The sequence below is a fragment of the Acinetobacter sp. RRD8 genome, assembly GCF_031844225.1.
In the GTDB taxonomy this organism is placed as follows: domain Bacteria; phylum Pseudomonadota; class Gammaproteobacteria; order Pseudomonadales; family Moraxellaceae; genus Acinetobacter.
On record NZ_JAUZUU010000006.1, the window covers coordinates 79,783 to 106,064 of the forward strand.

Annotated in this window: 21 protein-coding genes and 1 riboswitch; of the genes, 17 read left to right on the forward strand and 4 right to left on the reverse strand. The window is 45.7% G+C overall.

The genetic code is table 11. From position 1 onward, the window contains the following. The first annotated feature begins 19 nt into the window (after positions 1-19). The 10 genes from Q9R24_RS08180 (at position 20) to recJ (ending at position 13,626) form a co-directional block, all read left to right on the forward strand. Complete coding sequence (locus tag Q9R24_RS08180; protein WP_005245719.1) at positions 20-703, forward strand: M23 family metallopeptidase; 684 nt, start codon at positions 20-22, stop codon at positions 701-703. A 327-nt stretch (positions 704-1,030) separates the two neighbouring features. Then, positions 1,031-3,733 carry a pyruvate dehydrogenase (acetyl-transferring), homodimeric type gene (aceE, locus tag Q9R24_RS08185; protein ID WP_311204016.1) on the forward strand — a complete coding sequence of 901 codons (2,703 nt, stop codon included), beginning with the start codon at positions 1,031-1,033 and terminating at the stop codon, positions 3,731-3,733. Between the two features lie 2 nt (positions 3,734-3,735). Continuing rightward, complete coding sequence (locus Q9R24_RS08190; RefSeq protein ID WP_311204017.1) at positions 3,736-5,742, forward strand: 2-oxo acid dehydrogenase subunit E2; 2,007 nt, start codon at positions 3,736-3,738, stop codon at positions 5,740-5,742. A 129-nt stretch (positions 5,743-5,871) separates the two neighbouring features. Beyond that, positions 5,872-6,012: riboswitch (yybP-ykoY riboswitch) on the forward strand. Between the two features lie 73 nt (positions 6,013-6,085). Then, positions 6,086-6,661, forward strand: a complete 576-nt coding sequence (locus tag Q9R24_RS08195; protein ID WP_004281327.1) for a TMEM165/GDT1 family protein — start codon at positions 6,086-6,088, stop codon at positions 6,659-6,661. 183 nt (positions 6,662-6,844) lie between these two features. Next, the gene (locus Q9R24_RS08200; RefSeq protein ID WP_311204018.1) at positions 6,845-7,642 is read left to right on the forward strand and encodes an MBL fold metallo-hydrolase; all 798 of its coding nucleotides are present in this window, start codon (positions 6,845-6,847) and stop codon (positions 7,640-7,642) included. A gap of 97 nt (positions 7,643-7,739) precedes the next feature. Further along, positions 7,740-8,105 carry a YkgJ family cysteine cluster protein gene (locus Q9R24_RS08205; protein WP_004281330.1) on the forward strand — a complete coding sequence of 122 codons (366 nt, stop codon included), beginning with the start codon at positions 7,740-7,742 and terminating at the stop codon, positions 8,103-8,105. A gap of 225 nt (positions 8,106-8,330) precedes the next feature. After that, positions 8,331-9,797 carry an IMP dehydrogenase gene (gene guaB, locus Q9R24_RS08210; protein WP_004281332.1) on the forward strand — a complete coding sequence of 489 codons (1,467 nt, stop codon included), beginning with the start codon at positions 8,331-8,333 and terminating at the stop codon, positions 9,795-9,797. Positions 9,798-9,920: 123 nt separating this feature from the next. Next, the gene (glmM, locus tag Q9R24_RS08215; RefSeq protein ID WP_311204019.1) at positions 9,921-11,252 is read left to right on the forward strand and encodes a phosphoglucosamine mutase; all 1,332 of its coding nucleotides are present in this window, start codon (positions 9,921-9,923) and stop codon (positions 11,250-11,252) included. Between the two features lie 14 nt (positions 11,253-11,266). Continuing rightward, a complete protein-coding gene (gene pdxH / locus Q9R24_RS08220) occupies positions 11,267-11,923 on the forward strand; it encodes a pyridoxamine 5'-phosphate oxidase (RefSeq protein ID WP_311204020.1) in 657 nt (218 codons plus the stop codon). Between the two features lie 2 nt (positions 11,924-11,925). Continuing rightward, positions 11,926-13,626, forward strand: a complete 1,701-nt coding sequence (gene recJ / locus Q9R24_RS08225) for a single-stranded-DNA-specific exonuclease RecJ (RefSeq protein WP_311204021.1) — start codon at positions 11,926-11,928, stop codon at positions 13,624-13,626. 52 nt (positions 13,627-13,678) lie between these two features. On the opposite strand, the gene Q9R24_RS08230 is transcribed toward recJ, so the two are convergent. Then, positions 13,679-14,479: a putative porin gene (locus tag Q9R24_RS08230; protein ID WP_086044229.1), complete on the reverse strand. Its 801-nt coding sequence runs from the start codon at positions 14,477-14,479 to the stop codon at positions 13,679-13,681. 175 nt (positions 14,480-14,654) lie between these two features. Continuing rightward, positions 14,655-15,434: a putative porin gene (locus tag Q9R24_RS08235; protein ID WP_004647252.1), complete on the reverse strand. Its 780-nt coding sequence runs from the start codon at positions 15,432-15,434 to the stop codon at positions 14,655-14,657. 500 nt (positions 15,435-15,934) lie between these two features. On the opposite strand from Q9R24_RS08235, the gene prfB reads away from it, so the two are divergent. The 5 genes from prfB to Q9R24_RS08260 all read left to right on the forward strand — a co-directional run bounded on the left by prfB (position 15,935) and on the right by Q9R24_RS08260 (position 21,110). Beyond that, a protein-coding gene (gene prfB, locus Q9R24_RS08240; protein WP_101627160.1) for a peptide chain release factor 2 occupies positions 15,935-17,030 on the forward strand; the annotation gives its coding sequence in 2 pieces (ribosomal slippage) (positions 15,935-16,006 and positions 16,008-17,030; 1,095 coding nt in all). 146 nt (positions 17,031-17,176) lie between these two features. Continuing rightward, positions 17,177-17,476 (forward strand): helix-turn-helix transcriptional regulator, encoded by a 300-nt coding sequence (locus tag Q9R24_RS08245; RefSeq protein ID WP_004281346.1) that lies wholly within the window; start codon positions 17,177-17,179, stop codon positions 17,474-17,476. Positions 17,477-17,491: 15 nt separating this feature from the next. Then, complete coding sequence (locus Q9R24_RS08250) at positions 17,492-18,577, forward strand: alkene reductase (RefSeq protein WP_311204022.1); 1,086 nt, start codon at positions 17,492-17,494, stop codon at positions 18,575-18,577. Positions 18,578-18,659: 82 nt separating this feature from the next. Next, on the forward strand, positions 18,660-19,940 hold the full coding sequence (locus tag Q9R24_RS08255) for a 3-deoxy-D-manno-octulosonic acid transferase (protein WP_311204023.1): 1,281 nt from the start codon (positions 18,660-18,662) through the stop codon (positions 19,938-19,940). A 456-nt stretch (positions 19,941-20,396) separates the two neighbouring features. Next, positions 20,397-21,110 carry a 16S rRNA (uracil(1498)-N(3))-methyltransferase gene (locus Q9R24_RS08260; protein ID WP_311204024.1) on the forward strand — a complete coding sequence of 238 codons (714 nt, stop codon included), beginning with the start codon at positions 20,397-20,399 and terminating at the stop codon, positions 21,108-21,110. Here Q9R24_RS08260 and Q9R24_RS08265 read toward each other — a convergent pair. Further along, positions 21,084-22,064 (reverse strand): mechanosensitive ion channel family protein, encoded by a 981-nt coding sequence (locus Q9R24_RS08265; protein ID WP_114540950.1) that lies wholly within the window; start codon positions 22,062-22,064, stop codon positions 21,084-21,086. The two genes, Q9R24_RS08260 and Q9R24_RS08265, sit on opposite strands and share 27 nt — an antisense overlap. Positions 22,065-22,170: 106 nt before the next feature. Next, positions 22,171-22,749, reverse strand: coding sequence for a DUF805 domain-containing protein (locus Q9R24_RS08270; RefSeq protein ID WP_005108134.1), 579 nt, complete (start codon positions 22,747-22,749; stop codon positions 22,171-22,173). 269 nt (positions 22,750-23,018) lie between these two features. Here Q9R24_RS08270 and acs point away from each other — a divergent pair, with 269 nt between their 5' ends. Both acs and Q9R24_RS08280 read left to right on the forward strand, forming a co-directional pair. Then, complete coding sequence (gene acs, locus Q9R24_RS08275; protein ID WP_311204025.1) at positions 23,019-24,965, forward strand: acetate--CoA ligase; 1,947 nt, start codon at positions 23,019-23,021, stop codon at positions 24,963-24,965. 132 nt (positions 24,966-25,097) lie between these two features. After that, the gene (locus Q9R24_RS08280) at positions 25,098-26,279 is read left to right on the forward strand and encodes an acyl-CoA dehydrogenase family protein (RefSeq protein ID WP_311204026.1); all 1,182 of its coding nucleotides are present in this window, start codon (positions 25,098-25,100) and stop codon (positions 26,277-26,279) included. Positions 26,280-26,282: the final 3 nt, after the last annotated feature.

Consider the following 26,282-nt stretch of genomic DNA (forward strand, 5'->3'; position numbering starts at 1 on the left):
CAGTTTAGAGAGGTTTTTTATGCATATGCGACGTATTTTGTTGGCATTTTCTTTATCAGTTTCAGCGGCTTCGGTTGCGTTCGCAGATTTAGTCAATCTAAATCAAGAAAATGGTTCAACAGATCGTATCGAGCAATTGACGCGTACTCTGGCACAGGGTGCATATACTCATCCAGATGATATCGATATTCCAGCACAGACTAAATTGAATGTTCAACTTCGTGAGAAACCAGTTGAACTGAACAATCGAACGCTTGCTCAGAAGTATGCCAATACTTCATCCAATAAAGCGGCAGCAAACAGTGCTTATTCTTGGCTAATTTCTCATCCTTTACCTAATTCTCGCGTAAGTTCAAATTACGGTGGCCGTACTATGGGTGGCCGTGCTGAAAATCATTCAGGCCTTGATCTTGCAGCGCCAAGTGGTACACCAATCTATGCAACAGGTCCAGGGATTGTGACCAAATCAGGTTGGGGCACAGGTTATGGTCAATACGTTGAAATCAATCATGGTAATGGCTATTTAACGCGCTATGCTCATGCTTCACGTCTTATTGCACGTGTGGGAGAGCAGGTACAAGCAGGTGATCATATTGCTAACGTTGGCTGTACTGGTCGCTGTACCGGTCCACACTTGCATTATGAAGTAGTAAAAGATGGTCAACGTAAAAACCCATCTACTTATTTGGCCATGTTACCTTAAGTATAGACCTGAATAACAAGAAGCATCTCTATACATAAAAACCTCCAATAAGCATTTTAAAGCGTTTAAACTGCAGGCTCTTCAAGTCAACTTGAAGGGCTTTTTGTTTTATCACTTTTAAGTCTCATATTATCACCAACTATTATAATGATTGTATAATAAATCGCCTTTATTGACTATTTTTTGTTATGTAGTGTAATTATACGTCACCCATCATTTAGTTCCTAAATAGTACTGCTAAATCGCATTCAGCTAAGGCCATACCTGCAGAGGTCTTAAATATGGTACATATAAGACATTAGATTAGGCTTTTAGGAACTGTAGATTATGGCGTTTTATGGCGATACAGACGCGCAAGAAACCCAAGAATGGCAAGATGCATTTGACTCTGTTTTGCAGCACATGGGCACTGAGCGTGCAGCATTTTTGTTAGAAAAACTTTATCAACGCGCAATTGCAAAGCATGTTCCTATTCAGCGTTTAAATACTCCCTACTTAAATACGATTTCTGTTGAAGAACAACCTGCCATGCCGGGCGACCAGGACATGGAGCGTCGTATTCGCGCGCTGATCCGTTGGAATGCCTTGGCAATGGTCTTACGCGCGAATAAAACCGGTGATGATCTCGGTGGTCACCTGGCGAGTTTTGCTTCTTCCGCAACCCTTTATGATGTGGGCTTTAACCACTTCTTCCGCGCCAATAGCGATAGCTTCGGCGGCGACATGATCTATTACCAGGGTCACTGTGCACCTGGTATTTACGCGCGTTCATTTTTAGAAGGTCGTTTGACAGAAGAGCATTTGAATAATTTCCGTCGTGAAGTGGGCGGTAAAGGTTTGCCATCTTATCCGCACCCTTATTTGATGCCGGACTACTGGCAGTTCCCAACCGTATCGATGGGTCTTGGACCAATCATGTCGATTTATCAGGCACATATTCAAAAGTACCTGATGAACCGTGGCCTGATCAAAGAAGAAGATCGTAAGGTTTGGGCGTATTTGGGCGATGGCGAGATGGACGAGCCGGAAAGCCTGGGTGCAATTTCTCTGGCAGGTCGCGAAAAGCTCGATAACCTGATCTGGGTGGTGAACTGTAACTTGCAACGTCTGGATGGTCCGGTACGTGGTAATGGCAAGATCATTCAGGAACTTGAGTCACTATTCCGCGGCGCAGGCTGGCGTGTGATTAAAGTTGTGTGGGGCCGTCATTGGGATCCACTACTGGATAAAGATAAATCCGGTGCACTGAAAGCAGTGATGGAAGAAGCAGTCGATGGCGATTTCCAGCGTTACCAGGTAAAAGGTGGTGCTTACGCGCGTGAAAAGTTCTTCGGTAAATATCCAGAAGCCAAAGAGCTGGTGAAAGATTTAAGCGATGAAGATATTGATAATCTGAACCGCGGTGGTCATGACCCGTACAAAGTTTTTGCTGCTTATGCCGAAGCATGTACGGCCAAAGGTCAGCCGACCGTGATTCTGGCGAAAACCGTGAAAGGTTATGGTTTGTCCGAGGAAATCGAAGCAGTCAACAAAACTCACCAAATCAAGAAGATGCAAATCAATTCTTTGAAATATGTGCGTGACCGATTCAATCTTCCTTTCACCGATGAACAGCTGGAAGAAGTACCATTCTACCGTCCAAGCGAAAATTCACCTGAATTGAAATATATGAAGGCACGTCGTGAAGCGCTAGGTGGCTACCTGCCTGCACGTCGTAAAGAAAGCGAACAGCTGGCGATTCCTGGACTTTCAGTATTTGATTCGGTCTTGGCTGGTTCAAATGGTAAAGAACAATCGACCACGATGGTGATGGTACGTTTAATCTCTGCACTTCTTAAAGAGAAAGCGATTAAAGACCGCGTTGTTCCAATCGTGCCAGATGAAGCACGTACTTTCGGTCTGGAAGGGATGTTCCGTCAGCTCGGTATTTATGCCGCGCATGGCCAAAAATATACCCCGGAAGACCAAGAACAGCTAATGCATTACCGTGAAGCCAAAGACGGCCACATGTTGCAGGAAGGGATTAACGAAGCCGGTGCGATGAGTGCATGGGCAGCGTTGGCGACCAGTTATTCAACCAATAATCTGCCAATGATTCCGATGTACATGTACTACTCGATGTTTGGTTTCCAGCGTATTGGTGATATTGCATGGGCAGCAGGCGATGCACAGGCACAAGGTTTCTTGCTGGGTGCAACTGCGGGTCGTACTACACTGAACGGTGAAGGCTTACAGCATCAGGATGGTCATTCACACATCTTGGCCAATACCATTCCAAACTGTGTCTCTTATGACCCATGTTTCGGTTATGAACTAGCAGTGATCGTGCATGATGGTTTACAACGTATGTATGTGAACCAGGAACGTGTGTTCTACTACCTGACTGTGATGAACGAAAACTACGAGCATCCGGAAATGCCAAAAGGTGTTGAAGAAGGCATCAAACGTGGTATGTACTTACTGGAAGAAGATGAAAAAGCTACTGTTCAGTTATTGGGTTCAGGTGTGATCCTGCGTGAAGTGATCAAGGCGGCGAAGATTCTGCGTGAGGAATATCAAATTCATTCAAATGTCTACAGCGTAACCAGCTTCAATGAACTGGCACGTGATGGTATGGCATGTGAAGAATACAACCGCTTGCATCCGCTGGCTGAAGATGTGAAAGAAGCATGGGTATCGAAACAGCTCCGTGGTACTAAAGGTATCGTGGTGTCTGCAACTGATCATATGCGTGCTTATAGCGAACAGATCCGTGCTTATCTTCCAGATGGCCGTCCATTCGTAGCATTGGGTACTGACGGTTATGGCCGTTCAGATACACGTGGCAACTTGCGTAGTTACTTCGGTGTTGATGCTGCCCATATTGTGGTGGCAACCCTGAAAAAACTGGCAGATGAAGGTGAAGTTGATGCGCGCCTGGTAAAAGATGCGATCTCGACTTTCGAGCTTGATACAGATCGTCCAGTGGCTTGGGCACCTCAAGAAACCCCATCTGTACATGCTGTTGCTGACTACAAAGAGGAGAACTAAGCATGCAAATTACGACTCCTGATATTGGTGTAGATAAGGCAACAGTGGCCGAAATTCTGGTCAAAGTCGGTGATACGATCGCGATTGATGACAGCATTGTATTGCTTGAATCTGATAAAGCCTCTGTTGAAGTGCCTAGCACTTCAGCAGGCGTGGTAAAAAGCATTCTGGTCAGCCAGGGTGATGAAGTCGCTGAAGGCGCGGTACTGATTGAACTGCAAGCTGAAGACGGTAGCGCCGATGTGGTCGAGCCACAGCAAGCAGATGCCTCACAAAAAACTTCAGAAAATACTCCGACTTCATTGCCGGATCAGGAAATCATGCAGGAACTGGCTTCACATCAGCCTAAAGCTTCTGCTGCTCCTGAGGCTCAAGCGAGCTCACAGGTGGTTGATGTACAAATCCCCGATATTGGTGTAGAAAAAGCTACTGTAGGGGAAATCCTGGTCGCTGTCGGTGATGAAATCGAGGTAGATCAAAGTATCGTAGTGGTGGAATCAGACAAGGCGACTGTTGAAGTGCCAAGTACGGTTTCAGGTACGGTGGAATCCATCCAGATTAAAGAAGGCGACACGATCAAAGAAGGTGTGGTCATTCTGAAAGTGAAAACGGCTGTTTCGGCAGCACAAGTACAGACAGAAGCACCTCAAGCACCAGTTGCTCAAGCGGCAACCCAAGAGAAAGCAGTTGAAGCGCCACAAACGCCAGCAGCACCTGCAGGTGATGTTGAAGTGAAGGTGCCTGATCTAGGCGTAGACAATGCGGCTGTGGCTGAAATTCTGGTTCAGGTCGGTGATACGGTTGAAAAAGACCAGAGCATCATCGTGGTGGAATCAGATAAAGCGACTGTTGAAGTGCCAAGCACTACAGCCGGCGTGATTAAAGCCATTCATGTGGAACTGGGTCAAAATGTCTCTCAAGGCATTGCACTGATGACAATTGAAGCTGAAGCGCAAGCAGCTGCTGCACCTGTTGCAGCCAAAGCAGAAGCGCCGAAAGCGCCTGCTGCAAAAGCAGCACCGGCACCTGCTGCATCTTCTACTCAAACAGTCGCGGCGTCGGATAATGCCGATAAGCTGACCAAAGAGCAGAATGTCGCTAACTCGAAAGTCTATGCTGGTCCTGCTGTGCGTAAACTGGCACGTGAACTGGGCGTTGTGCTGGCAGACGTCAAAGCATCTGGCCCACACGCGCGCGTCATGAAAGAAGATCTGAAAGCGTATGTCAAAACGCGTCTTACTACGCCACAGGCGGCTCCTGTAGCCGCTGCTGCTCAAGTCGCAGGTCTGCCAAAACTGCCAGACTTTAGCGCTTTTGGTGGTGTGGAAGAGAAAGCCTTGACGCGTTTGCAACAAGTATCTATTCCACAATTGTCGCTGAATAATTTCATTCCGCAAGTGACCCAGTTTGATGCAGCAGATATTACGGAACTGGAAGCATGGCGTAATGAACTGAAAGGCAATTTCAAGAAAGAAGGCCTGAGCCTGACCATTATGGCGTTCATCATCAAAGCAGTTGCGCACTTGTTAAAAGAAGAGCGTGAGTTTGCTGGTCACTTGGCCGATGATGGTAAGTCAGTCTTGCTACGTAACGAGATCCATATGGGTATCGCGGTCGCAACGCCAGATGGTTTGACCGTGCCTGTGCTGCGTCATCCAGATCAGAAGTCAATTAAACAGATTGCCACTGAGCTAGGAACCTTGGGTCAAAAAGCGCGTGACAAGAAATTGTCGCCGAAAGATCTGCAAGGTGCGAACTTCACTATCACTAGCTTGGGTTCAATCGGCGGTACGGCATTTACGCCATTGGTGAACTGGCCGCAAGTGGCAATTCTGGGTATTTCACCTGCAACCATGCAACCGGTCTGGAATGGTGAAGGCTTTGATCCACGCTTGATGCTGCCGCTTTCATTGTCCTACGATCACCGTGTGATCAATGGTGCAGATGCTGCTCGTTTCACCAACAAGCTGACCAAGCTGCTTAAAGATATCCGTACTTTATTGATCTAAAAAATCATGTATATGCCTTCTATTTTCTTCCTCTGGGAGAAATATAAAGAGGGTGTAAAGAGAAAAACCCTGCTTCGGCAGGGTTTTTTGCTGCTGCATTGAAAAATAATCTATTTGATTCTATACTTGGCGCACTTCATTGGGGAGTAGCCGCCTTTTGCGCAAAGCAGAAGGGTGATGGTCAACATATTTGCTCAACCGAGCATGGTCATCATAGCAAAGAACCAAGTCAGCTTTTCCAAGCTTTCTTTTGTTGGCAAGACCTTTGATTTACCACTCTGCAGATTTTGGCTAGCAGGAGCGGTGAGTCATTGGTATTGGATGCTAGCCAGAGAAAAACCTCATGTATGAATTCCTACTGTCGACTGCAATCGTAGCGCTGGCTGAAATGGGTGATAAAACCCAACTGCTGGCATTGCTGCTTGCCGCACGTTTTCGCAAACCTGTTCCTATTTTAGTTGCCATTTTATTGGCGACGCTGATTAACCACGGCCTTTCTGCAGTATTGGGACAATGGGTGACCACAGTGATCGGGCCGGAGGTGCTACTGTGGATCGTCTCGATTGGCTTTATCGCAATGGCTGTCTGGATGCTGATTCCGGATGAACTCGGGGATGAAAATGCCAGTATCAATAAATGGCAAAAATTCGGGGTCTTTGGTGCAACCTTCATTTTGTTTTTTCTGGCAGAAATTGGTGACAAAACCCAGATTGCCACAGTGGCACTGGCGGCACGTTTCGACAGCGTCTTCTGGGTGATGTTGGGTACTACGCTAGGCATGATGCTGGCCAATGCGCCTGCGGTATTTTTGGGTGATAAACTGGCGAACAAACTACCGATCAGCCTGATCCATAAAATTGGCGCGGCCATTTTCCTGGTCATAGGTGTCGCGACCCTGGTTCAATATTATTTCTTTTAAATTATAAAATAACAAATTGCATGAATCCTGAGCTAAAAACTCAGGATTTTTTATGCTTAAATCCTCTGAAAAGCTTGATAAATCTCGTGATATGGTCGGTTTTATGGATTGTAAATTCTATTAAATCCTTATATGTTGTATGGGTATAAAACAGCAGTTTTAACTATAAATTGGGGAATTTACATGGTTTTTGAGCGCACCACATCGCAAGTCCTGTTTGATAATGGGACACATAAATGCATTAGTTTTACCAGTCTGGTCAAAGGTGAAGGCGTTCAGGCAAACCAGTTTTTGATTATTGATCATGAGCGCGCAGCGGTACTCGATCCGGGTGGTGATTTAACCTATGTGCCGCTGACCATGGAACTGAATAAATACACCCGCTTGACCCATCTGGACTATGTCATGGCTTCACATCAAGACCCGGACATTATCACTTCCATGCCGCGCTGGCTGGTCTATACGGAGGCCAAAGTGGTGGCATCCAAGCTGTGGGCGCGCTTCTTGCCGCACTTAAACTCGGCCTTTATGAGTGACCGGATGAAAGGTAACTGGTTAGATCGATTGGTGGAGCTTCCGGATCATGGTCAAATCATCCCGTTGGGTCAATCACACATTGTGGCGGTGCCGGCACATTTTTTGCATTCGGTGGGGAATTTCCAGTTTTATGATCCGATTGCCAAAATCCTGTTTTCAGGTGATATGGGTGCGTCCATGGTTGAAGATGCCGCCAAGCCACTAGAAAACTTTGCCGCGCATATCCCAAAAATGAAAAGCTTCCATCAACGCTATATGTGCAATAACAAGGTGATTCGTCTTTGGGTGAAAATGGTACGCAGCATGGAAATCGAGATGATTGTGCCGCAACATGGTACACCATTTATCGGTAAAGAGCAGATTAATCAGTTTCTGGACTGGATTGAAACGCTGCAATGCGGAACTGACCTGATGGATGAAACGGTTTTTACTTGTCCTGAATAGTTCACACAAAAAATAATTTTTTTCTTGTGTGGAAAAACAACATTTTTTATATTTCTTCTCCAAAAAACTTTTTTTTGATAATGAGAACTTATAAGAAATGTTGTCTCAAGTTCCAAAACCGGATGCGTGTTTAAGCTGCGGGGCGTGCTGCGCCTATTTCAGGGTTTCGTTTTATTGGGCTGAAGGAATTCATATGCCTGAGCACTATACCGAACCTGTGACAGCAGTCTATTCATGTATGGCTGGAACCAATCAAAAAGATCCACGCTGTATCGCACTTGATGGCACCATCGGCCAGCAGGTCAGCTGCGGCATGTATGAGCAGCGCAGTTCATCCTGCAAAGAAGTGCAGATTGCCGATGATCAATGCAACAAGGCACGTGTTGCACACAATATGTTGCCCTTTGTCCAGATTGAAACTGATGAAGCTGACAATGATGACAGTTTTGAATATGTCAGCTAAATCCATCCAAAGCAGAGCTTAGGCTCTGCTTTTCACTTCATTAAAATGATCGGGGTATATTTTAAAATAGGGAACTTCATTATCGGAGGTATTATTGATACTGTTTTAGCACCCACATAGATCTGCGTGTACGAAGCTTGAATAAAAAAATAATTTTGCAATTGCAATGAAATTTAAGCCGATATTTGTTTATAATAGTGCACGGAAATTACCAGTGAGACTGTTATGTTGACCATCGTTCAAGACGCGTTAACCTTCGATGATGTCCTATTACTCCCTGCCTATTCTACTGTTCTTCCAAAAGATGTCTCCCTAAAGACACGTTTAACTCGTGGCATTAACCTGAATATTCCTCTTGTGTCTGCAGCAATGGATACGGTGACTGAGTCCCGTATGGCGATTGCAATGGCGCAAAATGGCGGTATCGGTATTTTGCACAAGAACATGGATATCGCTGTTCAGGCTGCAGAAGTGCGCCGTGTGAAAAAATTCGAAGCGGGTATGGTCAAAGACCCGATTACAGTGACTCCTGAAACCACAGTACGTGAACTGATTGCGTTGACTCAAGCCAACAATATCAGTGGTGTGCCTGTTGTGAAAGACGGCAAAGTGGTGGGTATCGTGACCGGTCGTGATACACGCTTTGAAACCAATCTTGAGCAGCCAGTCAGCAATATCATGACTGGTCAGGATCGTCTGGTGACGGTTCGTGAAGGCGAATCGAAAGAAAATATCCAAGCTTTATTGCAACAGCATCGTATTGAAAAAGTATTGGTGGTGAACGATCAGCAAGAGCTGAAAGGATTGATTACGGTAACAGATTTCCGTAAAGCTGAATTGTATCCAAACAGCTGTAAAGATGACCTGGGTCGTCTGCGTGTTGGTGCTGCTGTCGGTACCGGTGCAGAAACGCCAAGCCGCGTAGAAGCCCTGGTTGATGCAGGTGTAGATGTGATTGTAGTCGATACTGCACATGGCCATTCTGCAGGTGTGATCGAGCGTGTACGTTGGGTTAAGGCCAACTATCCACAAGTTCAGGTGATTGGCGGTAACATCGCGACAGGTGATGCTGCGCTGGCGTTACTTGATGCAGGTGCGGATGCCGTTAAAGTTGGTATTGGTCCTGGTTCAATCTGTACCACGCGTATTGTGGCGGGTATTGGTATGCCACAGATCTCTGCGATTGATTCTGTTGCCAATGCGCTGAAAGATCAGATTCCTTTGATCGCAGATGGCGGTATTCGTTTCTCTGGCGATATGGCCAAAGCGATTGGTGCGGGCGCAAGCACGATTATGGTGGGTTCATTGATGGCCGGTACTGAAGAAGCACCAGGCGAAGTTGAATTCTTCCAGGGCCGTTATTACAAAGCTTATCGCGGGATGGGTTCATTGGGCGCGATGGCGGGTGCAACAGGTTCTGCTGACCGTTACTTCCAGGACTCCAAGGCCGGTGCCGAGAAACTGGTTCCAGAAGGTATTGAAGGTCGCGTACCGTATAAAGGTCCAATGGGCAATATCGTGCATCAGATGATGGGCGGCCTACGTTCTTCAATGGGTTATACCGGTTCTGCGACGATTGAAGACCTGCGTCAGAATGCCAAGTTTGTGAAAATCACTTCTGCCGGTATGTCTGAGTCGCATGTACATGATGTGACCATTACCAAAGAAGCACCAAACTATCGCGTAGGTTAATTTCCTGTGATTTAAAATTTTAAAAAGCCGTCATGCAAATGACGGCTTTTTTATTTTGGTGTAAAGTGTGACTCAAGGAAAAAAATGGGTGATATCAATCATCCGCTAAGAAGTGAGATAAAGATGAGTTATTTTGGTACGGATGGTATTCGTGGAAAGTTTGGCGAATTGCCGATTACCCCTGAGTTTGCCCTGAAACTAGGATTTGCGGCTGGTAAAGTTTTAAAACGTCATAGTAAAAAATCCAAACCATTGGTGGTTCTGGGTAAAGATACCCGTTTGTCTGGCTATATCCTGGAAGCAGCCTTGCAGGCAGGTTTAAATGCCGCTGGCGTTTATGTTCATCTTTTAGGTCCACTACCGACACCGGCGATTGCTCACTTGACCCGTGCCTTACATGCCAGCTTGGGTATTGTCATTTCCGCTTCGCATAACCCGTATTTTGATAATGGCATTAAGTTCTTCTCTGCAGAAGGTAAAAAACTGCCAGATGCTTTACAAGACGAAATTAATCAGGAACTTGAAAAAGATTTTGTGATTGAAGATACGGCGAATCTGGGTAAAAGTATCCGGGTTAAAGATGCTAATGGTCGCTATATTGAATTCTGTAAATCGACGTTCCCGTATCATCTGGATCTGAATGAACTTACCATTGTAGTGGATTGTGCCAATGGCGCAGCCTATAACGTGGGGCCTGCAGTGTTCCGTGAACTGGGTGCACGTGTGATTGCGATTCACAATGAGCCGAGCGGTTTAAATATTAATGAGGGCTGTGGTTCAACCCATCCGGAAAGCTTGCAACAAGCTGTGGTTCAACATCAAGCGGATTTGGGTATTGCCTTTGATGGAGATGCCGACCGTGTGGTTCTCGTAGATAAAGCCGGTAATCTGATTGATGGCGACCATATTCTTTATATTCTTGCGACTCAAAGCTCGAAAAAACCGGCAGGTATCGTCGGTACCTTAATGAGCAATATGGCGCTGGAACTGGCGCTGGAAAAAGCACAAGTGCCGTTATTACGTGCCAAAGTCGGCGACCGTTATGTATTGCAAGGTCTGGAAGAAAGTGGCTGGGTAATTGGCGGTGAGCCTTCTGGTCATATTCTGACTTTAGACAAGAGCACCACAGGCGACGCCATTATTGCAGCCCTGCAAGTTTTAACCGTGATGGTTGAGCAGAAAAAAGCTCTGCATGAACTTGTGGCTGACTTTAAACTGTTGCCCAATGTCTTGGTCAATGTACGTTTAAATGCCATGTTTGATCCTTATTCAGTGCCTGCACTGGCAGCTGAATTTGAAAAAGCCGAACAGCAGCTTAAAGGCCGTGGCCGTTTATTGATTCGTAAATCCGGCACAGAACCTGTCATTCGTGTGATGGTCGAAGGCGATGATCTGGCTGAAGTCACCACACTTGCAAACAGCCTGGCAGATGCTGTGCGTGCCAATGCAGCTTAACGGGAACATAGATAATGAGTGATCTGATCAAGGATCTAAGTGAACTACGCCTGAATTATGAAAAAGGCGAGTTACAGGAACAGCAAGTCAATCCGAATCCGCATATGCAGTTCTTGCAATGGTTTAACCATGCACTGGAAGCAAAATTGCACGAGCCCTATGCCATGTCGTTGGCAACAGCCAATGCACAAGGCCGTCCGCATGTGCGTACGGTATTGCTGCGTGGAGCGACTGACGCAGGGTATGATTTTTATACCAACTATAATAGTCAAAAAGGTTTAGATCTGGCTAAAAATCCTTATGCCGAACTGTTGTTCTACTGGCAGGATCAGGAACGTCAGATTCGTATTTCGGGTCGTGTAAAGAAAATATCGGAAGAAGAATCGACCGACTATTATCATAAACGTCCACGCGAAAGCCAGATTGCCGCGCATATCAGTACCCCGCAAAGTGGCATCGTGGCTAGTCGTGAGGAATTGCAGCAACGTTTTTGGGATTTGCATACCCAGGTTGCCAATCAGCAAGAGTTGGACAAGCCGGTATTCTGGGGCGGTTATCGTCTCGAACCCGATTATTATGAATTCTGGCAGGGTCGTCCGAACCGTTTGCATGACCGTTTAAGTTATCGCAAAACCGATGCCGGCTGGACTTTAGAGCGCTTAATGCCATAACCATGCAAAAACTGGAAATCAAACAACGTCCATTGCTGACACGCCCTGAAAATTTACCGGGCGTCCCTGCATTTGTGGCCGAGATTCTGGCTCGTCGTGGGGTGGAATCCGAGCAGGAACTTGAGCTCAAGCTGAAGCATTTGCTGGCACCGACCATGAAAGGCTTGCCTGAAGCCATTCAATTGATGGATCAGGCGATTGATCATGGCCAGAAAATCGTGATTGTCGGCGATTATGATGCCGATGGCGCGACCAGTACTGCACTCATGGTGCTGGCACTGCGCGATATGGGCGCCAATGTTGAATATCTGATACCAGACCGTTTTAAATATGGGTATGGATTGACGCCCGCAATTGCAGATCTGGCCTTTGTCAATTTCACGCCTGATTTACTGATTACCGTGGACAATGGCATTTCCAGCCATGACGGAGTAAAACAGGCGCAGGATCATGGCATGCAGGTGATCATTACTGATCACCATCTGACGACCAAGCCGACACCAAAAGCCGAAGCCGTGGTCAATCCCAATCAGCTCGGTTGCGACTTTCCAAGCAAAGCACTGGCTGGGGTCGGGGTGGCTTTTTATATACTGGCCAATCTGTCTACCCATCGCAAGAAACTTGGAAAATCCTCTACGGTAATTACCAATTATCTTGATCTGGTGGCACTCGGTACTTATGCCGATGTCGCGAGTCTGGACTATAACAACCGGATTCTGGTCGATGCAGGGTTGAAACGGATCCAGCAAGGGTTATGCCGAGCAGGAATCAGTGCGCTACTTGATATTGCAAAGCGTGATCCTGCTGGTCTGAAAGCTCAAGATTTGGGCTTTGTTTTAGGCCCACGGATTAACGCGGCTGGACGCATGGAAACCATGGATATCGGGATCGAATGTTTGCTGGCTCCTGATCTGACAACTGCTTATCCACTGGCTGAACAGCTGAATCAGCTCAATGTCGAACGCCGTCAGGTGGAAGGTAAAATCAAGCAGGAAGCCTTGCTTGAGCTGGATAAAATCCAGTGGGATGCCACTGAACTACCTGCTGCGTTGATCATGTTTGAACAGCATTGGCATCAGGGAGTGATCGGGATTGTAGCAGGGCGTTTAAAAGAGCAGTTCCATCGTCCGAGTATTGTTTTTGCCGCAGATCAGGATGGGATTCATATCAAAGGTTCGGCGCGTTCGATTGAAGGTATTCATATTCGTGATGCGATTGAACAGGTAGCAGAGCAATATCCTCATTTAGTCAGTCATTTTGGTGGCCATGCAGCAGCAGCCGGTTTAACCCTGAAAAAAGAAAATTTCGCCGAGTTTAAGCAGGTCTTTGAAGTACTGATTGGTGCGATGGATGAGGATTTATTCACTGCGACTTTATGGACGGATGGAGAGCTGCCAGCTTCTGCTTTTCACATTGAAACAGTCGATTTATTACAGAATTTAAGTCCATGGGGGCAAAAATTCCCCCAACCGATTTTTGATGGTGTGTTCAAAATCATGGACTATCGCTGGCTTAAAGATGTGCATCTTAAGTTACGTGTGGCGTTGGAGAATGGGCAGGTCGTGGATGCGATCGCTTTCAATGCAGCGGATAAATATGACTTTGACCCGATGAAAGATACACGATTGGTCTATGAGCTGGATAAAAATGTATTTAATGGCAATATCAGCTTGCAAATGCGGATTATCCATTTAGAACAATAGGCCATAAAAAACCGCTCGAGTGAGCGGTTTTTTTTGCTTTTAATCGGAGAGATTAGAAGCGGAAAGTACCGTTAATACCGAAAGAGTCAGCACCGTCAGTAGTTGTATAGTTCACGCCAGCTGCAATTGCAGGTGTAAAGAATTTTTGTGCGCGTAAACCAAATACTGTATCTGAATCATCTTCTGTAGAATCCGCGATTGATACACCCACACTTAAAGTTGGATCGATATAAAGATCAGCGCCTAAACGATAAGTTGTTTCATCACCGAAATAAGTTAAACCTTCAAAATTGGCAAAATGATTACCAATATGAGTCACATATTTTGCACGTAAAGATAGTGCAGTATCATCACCTACAGTAACAGCATTTAGGAGGTTAGGGACAAAACCATAATTTGCTACCTGAACTGGATCAACGCTTTCATTAGCTGCACCAGCTGCTAATAGTAGGCCATTAACTGGTAAGTAACCAACTTCAAAAGCATAGCCAGTATTGTCTTCACCAGCAAAGTCAACCTGGTTAATAGTGCCGCTTACATAAAATTGAGTATTTGGAATATAAAACTCGCCACTTACACCAAATACATCAATATCCTCATCGCCATCACCGCTTGCATTTGCATAACCTAAGCCAATATTGCTTGCTTTATTTAGGAAAGCCGCTTCTGCAAATGGAGAGTTCTTAACTTGAACAGTGTTTAAGTAATATTTTCCATTGATGAAAAATGTATCTAGATCCCCAACATTATCAATATCTGTATTTTCATACCCGACATTAAGTTCAGCTTGGTAAGCATGTGCAGTTCCCAGGCCAGCAAGAAGCGCTGTAGCAAGAGCAAGTTTCTTAAGCATTTAGATTTCTCTCTTTGTTATAAAAATATGACTGTTTGATGAACAGTTGTAACAAATTGTACAGTTTATATTCGCCCCGTCAATGTGCAAAAAATACCTAAATGCTTGTTAAGAGTGCAATAAAAAAACCCATCCGAGGATGGGTTTCTATGCATGACTAACTTTTGGTTTTAGATTAGAAGCGGTACTTCGCTGCTACACCAAAGGTATTGTAGTCATTGTTAAACTGTTCGCCAAAGCCGACACGGCCTTCTAAGCTCACTTGCTGGTTAATGAACTTACGTGCATTGATACCAAATTCGCTCTTGTCGGTAATATCATTATTGTGATAATCAGCACCGACACTCAAGGTTTTGTCAATGAAATAATCTGCTGCCAGATTGTATTCATCTAGATCACCAAACGCTGCACCTGCTTCCAGGTTGATATCTTTACCATTGCTTAATGTCGTCACATATTTAGCACGAAGTGTTGGATCTACGCCATCATCATTGTCGTTATCCCAACCTTTCACACCAGCCGCAATCAATAGACCTGGTGCTGGCAGATAACCAACTTCAGCTGCATAGGTGGTTAAATCATTTTCTAGATCATCATTGTCTTGCAGATCATGACCATTGACGTTACCGCTTAAGTAGAAGTCAGAATTCGGTACGAAGTACTCTGCACCTACGCCATAACGATGCGCTTCAGAATCACCAATTTCATTATATTGATATTGCGCACTCACGTTGCTAGCACGATCAAGGAATGCTGCTTCTGCTAATGGTGCATTACGTGTTTGAACTGGATTGAAGTAATATGTACCATCAACGCCGAAAGAACCGCTAGTTCCACCGTTGTCAGGATCAACCACTCCTGCTGATGCACCAATTTCTGCTTGGTAAGCATGTGCTGCTGTACCAGTCATTGCTATTGCTGAAAGTAGTGCCGAAGCAATCGCTAATTTTTTCATGGTTACTACCCCTCAAATCGTGAGTTAAAAACATTACACTTTTTGTTACAACTTTCAGTCTAGAGCAATTCCAAAGATCGTCAATCAAAGGAAAGTTACAGTAATGTGAATAGCGTAATCTTGTGTAATTTTTGCTGAACAAGTGACTGAATAATAAAATTAAATTTATAATGTAGTGTTTTATTAAAAGTGTGTAGATATTGTGGAATCTATTGAATTCGCTGATTTTTTATACAGACCAATAAGAAATCCTAAATTATAAAATCAATTGCAAAATTATATTTCGGTCATAAAACGGGGCTAAAAAGCCGATAAAAATTTCGGATAAAAAGACGCAAAAGAGTCTATGAGATGTTGAAAATTGGATGAGGGAAATACAGGTCTAAATGCTCAAGATATTCGAGCTTTAGACTGAATGGATCGTTAAAATAGCGGAAATAGACTGTGCTATAATATCGGGCTAAGAATTTTGTGCCTAATTTTGATTGAGAGTAATTCACGTGGAAATTAATCCGTATCTAAACCAATTAAAAGACTTAAACGAACGTGGTCAAACACTACGGGGGTATCTTTGACTACGATCTGAAAAAAGAGCGTTTAGAAGAAGTCCTGCGTGAATTAGAAGATCCAACGATCTGGAATGATCAGAGTCGTGCTCAAGCAATGGCCAAAGAAAAAGGCGAGCTTGAAAATGTATTAAATGTGCTGGATCGCTTAAGTACCCAGCTTGAAGATGCACAGGCTTTGCTTGATCTGGCGGTTGAAGCGGATGATGAAAGCTTGCTAGAAGACGTACAGGCTGAACTGAGCACGGCTGAAGAAGAACTGGCCAAGCTTGAATTTCGCCGTATGTTCAATAATCCGATGGATCCAAACCCTTGCTATCTGGAAATTCAAGCTGGTTCAGGCGGTACAGAAGCACAGGACTGGGCGTCTATGTTGCTACGTATGTATCTACGCTGGATTGAACGTCATGGCTTTAAAGCAGAAGTGATGGAAGAATCTGATGGCGATGTTGCCGGGATTAAATCTGCGACGATTCGTGTGGAAGGTGAGTACGCCTATGGCTGGTTACGTACCGAATCTGGTGTACATCGTTTAGTGCGTAAATCACCATTTGACTCGGGCAACCGTCGTCATACCTCATTTTCTGCCGTGTTTGTCTCACCTGAAGTAGATGACAATATCGAAATTGAAATCAATCCGTCCGATGTTCGTACCGATACTTACCGTGCATCAGGGGCGGGTGGTCAGCATATTAACAAAACAGATTCTGCCGTGCGTTTAACCCATGCACCGACCGGAATTGTGGTGGCCTGTCAGAACCAGCGTTCACAACATGCCAACCGTGACCACGCCTGGAAGCAGTTACGTGCCAAACTTTATGAGCTCGAGATGAGCAAACGTAACGAAGCGGCACAAGCACTGGAAGATTCCAAGTCTGACATTGGGTGGGGTAGTCAGATCCGTTCTTATGTCCTGGATGATTCACGTATTAAGGATTTGCGTACAGGTGTGGAAAATTCCAATACTGGCGCAGTTCTGGACGGTGATCTGGACAAATTTATCGAAGCAAGCCTGAAACAGGGCCTGTAAGAAATCGTTTAAAAGCTGGCGTAACAAAGCTTGTGCAGATTGTGATTATTATATCTAAAATTTTCGATATATAAATCGAAAAAATACGATATAATGGTCGCAGATGCTGAATAAAGTTTCGTTGCGCCACTGATTGTGATGTGCCTATGGACCTTGATCTAATTTTTAAAGCCTTAGCCAATCCGACCCGTCGACAAATTCTGGAGTGGTTAAAATCTCCGGAGCAATATCTGTCTGCGGAAGAGTGTGGTGGCTTTCAACGTGGGGTCTGTGCAGGTCAAATTGAACGTTTGGGCCAGGTTTCCCAGTCCACCATGTCCAATCATTTGTCTGTATTACAGCAGACTGGCCTGATCACTGCGACCAAGCATGGACAGTGGTCATATTTCTCCCGCAATGAAACTTTGATTCAACAATTTATCGAACACCTACAACAACACCTTTAACAGGTGGGAGTAACGATGGCTGAATTAAATTCTCCTTTAACGCTCGGTGCGTTAGAGCTTAAAAACCGTGTCATCATGGCGCCGCTGACCCGTAACCGCGCAACTGCTGATCGCATTCCAACCCCAATAATGGTTGAGTACTATGCGCAACGTGCAAGTGCTGGCCTGATTATTTCTGAAGCCACAGTGATTTCTGAAGAAGCCAATGGCTATTTAAATACTCCAGGATTGTTTACCGATGCTCAGGTCGAAGGCTGGAAAAAGGTTACTCAAGCGGTTCATGAGAAGGGCGGTTTGATTGTTGCCCAGCTTTGGCATGTTGGTCGTGTATCGCATCCGGATCTGTTAAATGGTGAAACACCAGTCTCTGCAAGTGCGGTACAACAGGCGGGTCATGTCAGCTTGTTACGTCCAAAACGTCCTTATGTGTTGCCGCGTCCGCTGGAAATTTCGGAAATTCATGCCATTACCGAGCAATATAAGCAAGCCGCGATTCGTGCTAAAGAAGCCGGTTTTGATGGTGTTGAATTACATGCTGCCAATGGTTATCTGATTGACCAGTTCTTGCAAAGCAAAACCAATCAGCGTGAAGATGAATACGGCGGTTCAGTGGAAAATCGTACACGTTTCCTGCTAGAAGCAACTGATGCACTGATTGAAGTATGGGGCGCAGATCGTGTAGGGGTGCATTTTGCGCCGCGTTGTGATGACCATGACATGGGCGACAATGATCCACGTGAAACATTTGGCTATGCCATGGAGCAGCTGGGTAAGCGCAAGATTGCCTTCTTCTTTACCCGTGAATATCTGGCAGAAGACAGTATTTCTGAATATATGAAACAGCGCTCAAATGGAGTGCCTTATATTGCCAATATGCAACTAAGTCGTGAAGATACGATTGAGCTGTTGGCATCAGGCAAGGCTGATGCGGTGGCTTTTGGTAAGGCGTATATTGCCAATCCGGATCTATACGAACGTCTGCTCGAAGATGCGCCGCTGAATGAACTGAAGCTGGAAAATATGATCGGAACCAATGTCGCGGAAGGCTATATTGATTATCCGACATTGGCTGAAGCAGAAGCTTTAACTACAGTAGAATAATCTAAAAATGAGCCACATTGATTAACATGTTGATGTGGCTCTGCTATATTCTGCCCATTGAATCTTTGGACAGGGGCGCAATGTGGCCACTCCATTTTGGTATAACGCAGCCTTGGCGCTGGTTAAACCCTTATATCAATCGCGTATCCGTAAACGTGCGACCGATCCTGAACAATTACAACAAGAACTGACAGAACGTTTCGGCCCGTTTCAGCCACCCAAAAACCTGCATGCCATCTGGTTTCATGTGGTGTCGGTGGGTGAAACCAATGCTGCCCAACCGTTAATTGAACATTATTTAAAACTTGGCCATCCGGTGCTGGTCACCAATACCACCAAAACCGGTCAGGCACGCGCTAAATCACTTTTTTTAAAAGCGCCTTATCTCGATTTGTTTCAAGCCGTGTATTTGCCTGCTGACCAGAAAACTTTAATTCGTGAATTTTATCAAAAGTATCAGCCGAAACTTTTATTGCTGATGGAAACCGAGCTTTGGCCTAATCTGCTGGATCAGGCACCCCAGTTTAATGTGCCAACTGTATTGTTGAATGCGCGTCTGTCTGAAAAATCTGCCAAAGGTTATACCAAGGTCAAAGGTCTGACTAGAGGCATGCTACAGCAGTTAACCCAGCTTTTGGCACAGGATATTGCCACCCAGCAACGTTATATCCAGTTAGGAATAGCAGCCGAAAAAACCCAGGTTTTGGGCAATATCAAATTTGATATTACTGCGCCCGAGCGCTTTATCCAGCAGGCAGATCAATTGACACAGGAGTGGCAGTTAGGGGGGCGAAAGATCGTCACGTTAGCTAGTACTCATGCTCCTGAAGAAAAAGAAATTCTGAGTGCTTTAAAAGCTGCTTTAGAAGCTGATCCATATTTGGTCTGTATTGTGGTACCGCGCCATCCGGAACGTTTTGATGAGGTGTTCCAGGCTGCACAGTCTTTGGGATTAAAAACTCAGCGTCGTAGTTTAGGGCAACGTATCGAAGCAGATACCCAGGTTTATTTGGCCGATTCGATGGGTGAAATGTGGCTCTGGTATGCTTTGAGCCAGGCCTGTTATGTCGGTGGTTCTTTAAATGAGCCAGGTGGAGGACATAATATTCTGGAGCCGATTGCGCTGAATGTGCCGACTGTTTTAGGCAAAAACTATTTTAATTTTCAGACCATCGTGGATGAGTTTGTTCAATCGGATGCAGTCGCAGTAGTACAGAATGCCCAGCAGGCTGCAGAAGTATTACTGGAACTTTTGCAAGATCAGGTTAAGGCGGAAAACTTGAATGCGGCAGCGCAGCAAATTATGCAGTTAAATACAGGATCGCTTGCCAAGCATATTCAGGTGATTGATCAGTATCTTTAATTTACCTTGATAAGTAACAGATATTGGATTTACCAAGACGGCAGGGATGCCGTCGTTAGGTTGATGATACAGGGAAGTATCATCAACCTAACAAAAGCGTTTTGCCTACTTTTACGCTGTAAAAAGTAGGGAGAAGCCTACACGATGATAAGTCACTATAGAGCTTTATTTAAGGTTTGTCCTACAATAACCGAGTTTCGATTTGGCTTAGTATTTCTTAGTATTTCTTAGTATTTCTTTGTATTTCTTTGTATTTCTTTTTCAAAGTGATTACCTTACTTTTGTCGGGCCATGAAGGGCATACCCTGCAAGACAAAAGCCCTTTATTTCACTGATGCTGCATCCCTGCAGCACAGTGAAATTGGCGACATCCATGTCGCCACACACGATTTCAAATTTGGCGATAATACCTAATTTGAATATTTTGCATCTTAATGTTTGGGTTTTATCTTCCTTATGAATATCGTCCTGCTTGATCCACGTCAAACCGAAACTGAACTTTGGTCCATTACCTCAACTCGGCAACTGGAACATTTACAGCAACATCTACAGATTCAGGTGGGAGATACGTTAAAAGTCGGAATTCGGGAAGGTCTGCGTTACCTGACGGAAATTGTCGAAATCTCTGAAAAAGCAGTGCGCTTGAAACCGCTGCAAGAAGAAGCTGTTCCAGAAAAATTGCCAGTGACTTTAATTGTGGCCTTGCCACGTCCGAAAGTGCTGCGCCGTCTGATCATGGATAGTGTCACTTTGGGCGTTGAAAAAATCATTTTACTGCATAGCTACCGCGTCGATAAAAGCTATTGGCAAACCCCATTTTTACAGCAGTTAAATCATTATATCGAGCTGGGACTGGAACAGGCAGGCGATACGATTGCTCCGAAAATCGAGCTATATAAACGCTTTAAACCCTTTGTTGAAGATATCTTGCCGGGTTTGATTAGTACGGATGGTCCGGCTTATGTGGCACATCCTTATGCAGAGCAAGCGATGCCATTTGCGATTGAGCATCCCTGTACGATTATTATTGGTCCGGAGGGTGGATTTATTCCATATGAAGTTGATTTACTCATAAAAAACGGCTGCCAGGCTGTGAGCCTGGGCAACCGTATTATCCGTACAGAAACCGTGATTCCTTATGTTTTAGGTCGACTGTTTAGCGCGTGCTGAAGCTTCTTCATTGCCTTCACCACGATAGACTTTGACTTCCTGTACCGGATACGGAATCGAAATATTATGCTCGGCAAAAGCCTGAATCACCCGTTCCTGCACCGCACTGATTGAAGTTCCGGTGCCAGTTTCAGTGGTATCGACCCACCAGAAAGCTTTTAGGGTAATAGAAAAGTCAGCCAGTGCCGTCACATTGACACTAAAGCCTGGCTGGCTCAGGATGGTTGGATCTTTATCTAAAATAGCGGTGATCAGGTCCTTGGCTTTCTGGATGTCATCTTCATAGCCGATGCCCACCACGAATTCGCAGCGGCGACGGGTATAGGCAGTATTCACCGTGACCGCACTGGTGTAGACCGTGGCATTCGGAATGACAATACGACGGCCATCTGGTGAACGTAAGAAGGTCGCACGAATCTGGATATCTTCAACCGTACCTTCCATGCCATTCACGATAATGTCATCGCCAATCTTGAACGGTTCACTGAGCAGAATCAACACGCCAGAGAGCAGGTTCTGGAAAATATCCTTGAAGGCAAAACCGATCGCGACCGAACCAATTCCGAGGGCACTCATCAGCTGACCCGGGGTAAAGCCAGGAACAGCAATCACCAGTCCAATCAGAATACCAAAGAAAATAATAAAGGTACTGCCGACACGGTTGAGTACCAACACCAGATTCTGGCGGGTATAAGAACGGTTTTCCAAAGTTTTACGTACGAAAAACTTGAAGACTTTGGAGAGTAACCAGAAAATCGTAATCACGATCAGTGCGATACAAAAATAAGGCACACGCTCCCAGAAGCCCTCCATGATTTTGTCAATGGTGCTGTAGGCATCATTATACTTGGCGGTATGTTCAATCACGGTCTTGGTCGTTTTTTCAGTTGCCTGATGTAACAACTCCGTGGTGCCCTCAGTTACCTGGCTTAAGGTATTGTTTTGCTCTGCCACAAAAATTCCACAATTCAAATTTTGCCTATTTTGCCTGATGTTCAGCAAAAAATTAATAAGGGCTCGAAGTCACCATTGGATAATTTTAAAAATAACGGCGCTGTTGTTAAAAGTATTTGGTGGTTTTTTGCATCATTTCCGTGGGGGTAGGTGTTTGTTCTTCACCGCTCATATAACTGAATAAAGCGATAGATCCCAACAGGCTAAGCAGGGTCAGGATAATCATCAGCCAGGCCAGAATTTTTTCCCAGAGCAAGGTGATCCGTGCCGGACCATACTGATTACTGCCGCGATCGCCCGAACCAAAAACGATATAAAGCCATACAAAAATGTTTACTACCGGCAGTAAAAATAATAGCGCCCACCAGCCACTGCGGTTCATATCATGCAAACGGCGAACGGTCACCACTAAAGCGAAATACACATAGGCCAGAACCATGACCAGTACACCGATACTGGCCAAGCCTTGCAGTGAAATCAGCCAGTTGGGATCTAGAGAATGGGTAGAAATATTCACAATATCAATACTGAGACCCAGTGCAATACTGCCAAATAAAAAAATGAAATACAGAAATGCCGACCAGGCAATAAAGCTCAAGCGTCCGAAGCGGCCTTTCATCGACAGGGGATGATCCGATGCAGGCAGCGCAGGCGGGCTAAAGTAGGGAGATTCAGGCGATTTCATAAAGCGTATCCTGCTAAATCAGATGAAATAACCACAAGCGGTCAATTTTATTTTTAAGGGCTGTGCTACAGATCATACACATTTGCGCAGAAGATTCTGTACTGTAAGTTGTGGTTTATTTTGATTGAATTTGTATAAATAATCTACGACGAAAGCATGATTGCCGGATTTGAAATAAGCAGGCCATACTGCCATTATGCATAAAAAACAATCAACAACGCAGCATTAACCTCTCGTGATGAGATAGAACAAAATCAAGGAAGTGACCTATGCAAGAGATCTATCCAGTACCCGAAGAATTTAAAAAAACAGCACGTACGCTCGAAGACCAGTACTTTGAACGTTATCAATATTCTATAGAACAGCCAGATAAATTTTGGGCAGAACAGGCGCAACGTCTGGACTGGATCAAGCCCTTCACCCAAGTCAAAAATACCAGCTTTAACAAAGACGATTTTAAAATCGAATGGTTTGCCGATGGTCAGCTCAATGTCAGTGCCAATTGTCTGGATCGGCACCTGAAAGAACATCCTTATAAACCGGCCATCATCTGGGAAGGGGATCATCCTTCGCGGCACAAGATTATTTCCTTTGCCGAACTGCATGATGAAACCTGCCGTTTTGCCAATGTGTTGAAGAAAAATGGCATCCAGAAAGGCGACCGGGTCATGCTGTATATGCCGATGGTCTCTGAAGCCGCGATTGCCATGCTGGCCTGTGCACGGATCGGGGCGGTACATTGCGTGGTATTTGGTGGTTTCTCGCCAGATTCTCTGGCTAGCCGGATTGAAGACTGTCAGGCGAAAATGGTGATTACAGCCGATTCCGGCATGCGCGGCGGTAAGGCCATTCCGCTGAAAGCCAATGTCGATGAGGCACTAAAACTGGCAGGTACAGACTCGATTCAAAATGTAATGGTGGTACACCGCACCGGTAACCCGATTGAAATGCAGGAAGGGCGTGATCTGTGGTATCACACGGAAATTATGTCAGTGAATGACATCTGCCCACCGGAACCGATGAATGCCGAAGATCCGCTGTTTATCCTGTATACCTCAGGTTCCACCGGCAAGCCCAAGGGCGTGATGCATACCACTGGCGGTTATCTGACTTATGTCAACTGCACCTTCCGTGAAGCGTTTGATATCAAGCAGGATGATGTGTTCTGGTGTACCGCAGATGTCGGCTGGATCACTGGACATTCCTATGTGCTGTATGGGCCACTTTCGAATGGGACCACCACTGTGATGTTTGAAGGTGTACCGCAATATCCAAGCTGGGCGCGTACCGGACATATTGTCGATAAGCATAACGTCACCATTCTCTACACAGCACCGACGGCGATCCGCGCCATGATGCGTGAGGGCGATGCCTTTGTACGGGAAAGTGACCGCAGTAGTCTAAGAATTCTGGGTTCGGTCGGTGAGCCGATTAATCCAGAAGCCTGGAACTGGTATTACACCGTGGTTGGTGAAAGTCGCTGTCCAGTGATTGATACCTGGTGGCAGACCGAAACGGGTGGTTTCATGATTACACCATTGCCGGGTGCGACAGATTTGAAACCCGGTTCTGCGACACGGCCTTTCTTCGGCGTACAACCTGCGATTGTGGATGCTGACGGCAAGGAACTAGAGGGTGAAGCTGAGGGCAATCTGGTGATTAAGGATTCTTGGCCGGGTCAGATGCGTACCATTTGGGGAGACCCGGAGCGTTTTATCGAAGCCTATTTCTCGACCTATCCGGGAACCTATTTTACCGGAGATGGCGCGCGTCGTGATAAAGACGGTTACTACTGGATTACCGGCCGTGTCGATGATGTCCTGAATGTATCCGGACACCGCTTAGGTACAGCAGAAATTGAAAGTGCATTGGTGGCGCATGAATCCGTGGCTGAGGCCGCTGTAGTCGGGATGCCGCATGACATTAAAGGCCAGGGAATTTGTGCTTTTGTGACCTTGCAGGCTGATGTGGCCAGTTCAGATCAATTACGTGCCGAACTGGTCAGCTGGGTGCGCAAGCTTCTTGGTCCGGTAGCGACCCCGGATGCGCTGCACTGGGCACCGGCTTTGCCAAAAACCCGTTCCGGGAAAATTATGCGTCGGATCCTGAGAAAGATTGCCGCCAATGAACTGGACAGCCTGGGCGATACCTCGACCTTGGCTGAACCGCAAGTGGTGGATCATCTGATTGCCGAAGTACAGCGCAATACTGCTTAATCACTAGAATAAAAATACCGGCTGTACACAGCCGGTATTTTTATATCAGGAATAAGCTCTGCATGCTTTCGGATATAGTGACAGGCTGCAATCTGCTAAGCTCAAGCCATGCTGAATATAGGTCCAAAAACAATGAATATACGACAATCATATCTCGATCAGTTGCCCTTAGAGATTGCCCGGCAACTGGCTGAAACTTTCGCCCAGACTGCAGCAGAACGGGATAAACAGGGGGGGAATCCCAAAGCCGAACGTGACCTGATTCGCCAGAGTAGCTTGCTTGGCCTGTCTATTCCGAAGCACTATGGTGGTCAGGGTGCCGACTGGCAGACCATTTTTAGCACCATTCAGACCATTGCCCAAGTCGACAGTTCATTGGCCCATGTCTACGGCTTTCACCATTTGCTGATTGCGACCGTTCAATTATTTTCTCAACCTGAACAATATGGTGCGTGGTTTGAACAGACTGCCCAAAATAATCTGTTTTGGGGTAATACTCTAAATCCACTGGATCGTCGTACCACAGCCATAAAAGTTTCAGAAAACGAATATATTTTCCATGGTGATAAAAGCTTCTGCTCGGGTTCGATCGATTCAGATATGTTGTTGTGTTCGGGCTATAACGAAGCCGGAAAATTGCTGATAGGTGTGATTCCGACCCAGCGAGAGGGTGTGAGTTTTCTGGGTGACTGGAACAATATAGGCCAACGCCAGACCGACAGTGGTACCAGCCATTTTGAGCAGGTCAACATTCATGAAGATGAATTGCTGTTAAATCCAGGTCCACTGAGTACGCCGTATTCCAGTCTACGGCCTTTGATTGCCCAGCTGATTTTCGTGCATCTGTTTTTGGGCGTGGCAGAAGGAGCATTTGAAATCGCCAGACAGGGCGTACAGACCCAAAAAGCCTGGTCCAAATCACTGGCAGACGATGCAGTGAATGATCCTTTTACCCAGAAGCATTTTGCCGAGTTCTATGTACAGCTAGAAGGTGTACGCTTACTCGCAGATAAAGCAGTTCAGGGTTTACAGGCAGCCTGGGAGCTTGGGAATGATTTAAGTGCCGAACAGCGCGGTGAAGTCTCGGTTGCCATTGCCACAGCTAAAATTGCCGCAACCAATACCTCTCTCTATATTACCCAGAATATTTTCCAGGTGATGGGTGCGCGGGCCACCACGGCCAAGCTCAATCTGGACCGCTTCTGGCGCAATGTCCGCACCCAGACCTTGCATGATCCGATCGATTATAAGTATCAGGAAGTGGGGGAATGGGTGCTGACTGGAAAAGTGCCTGATCCAAGCTTTTATTCCTGATCT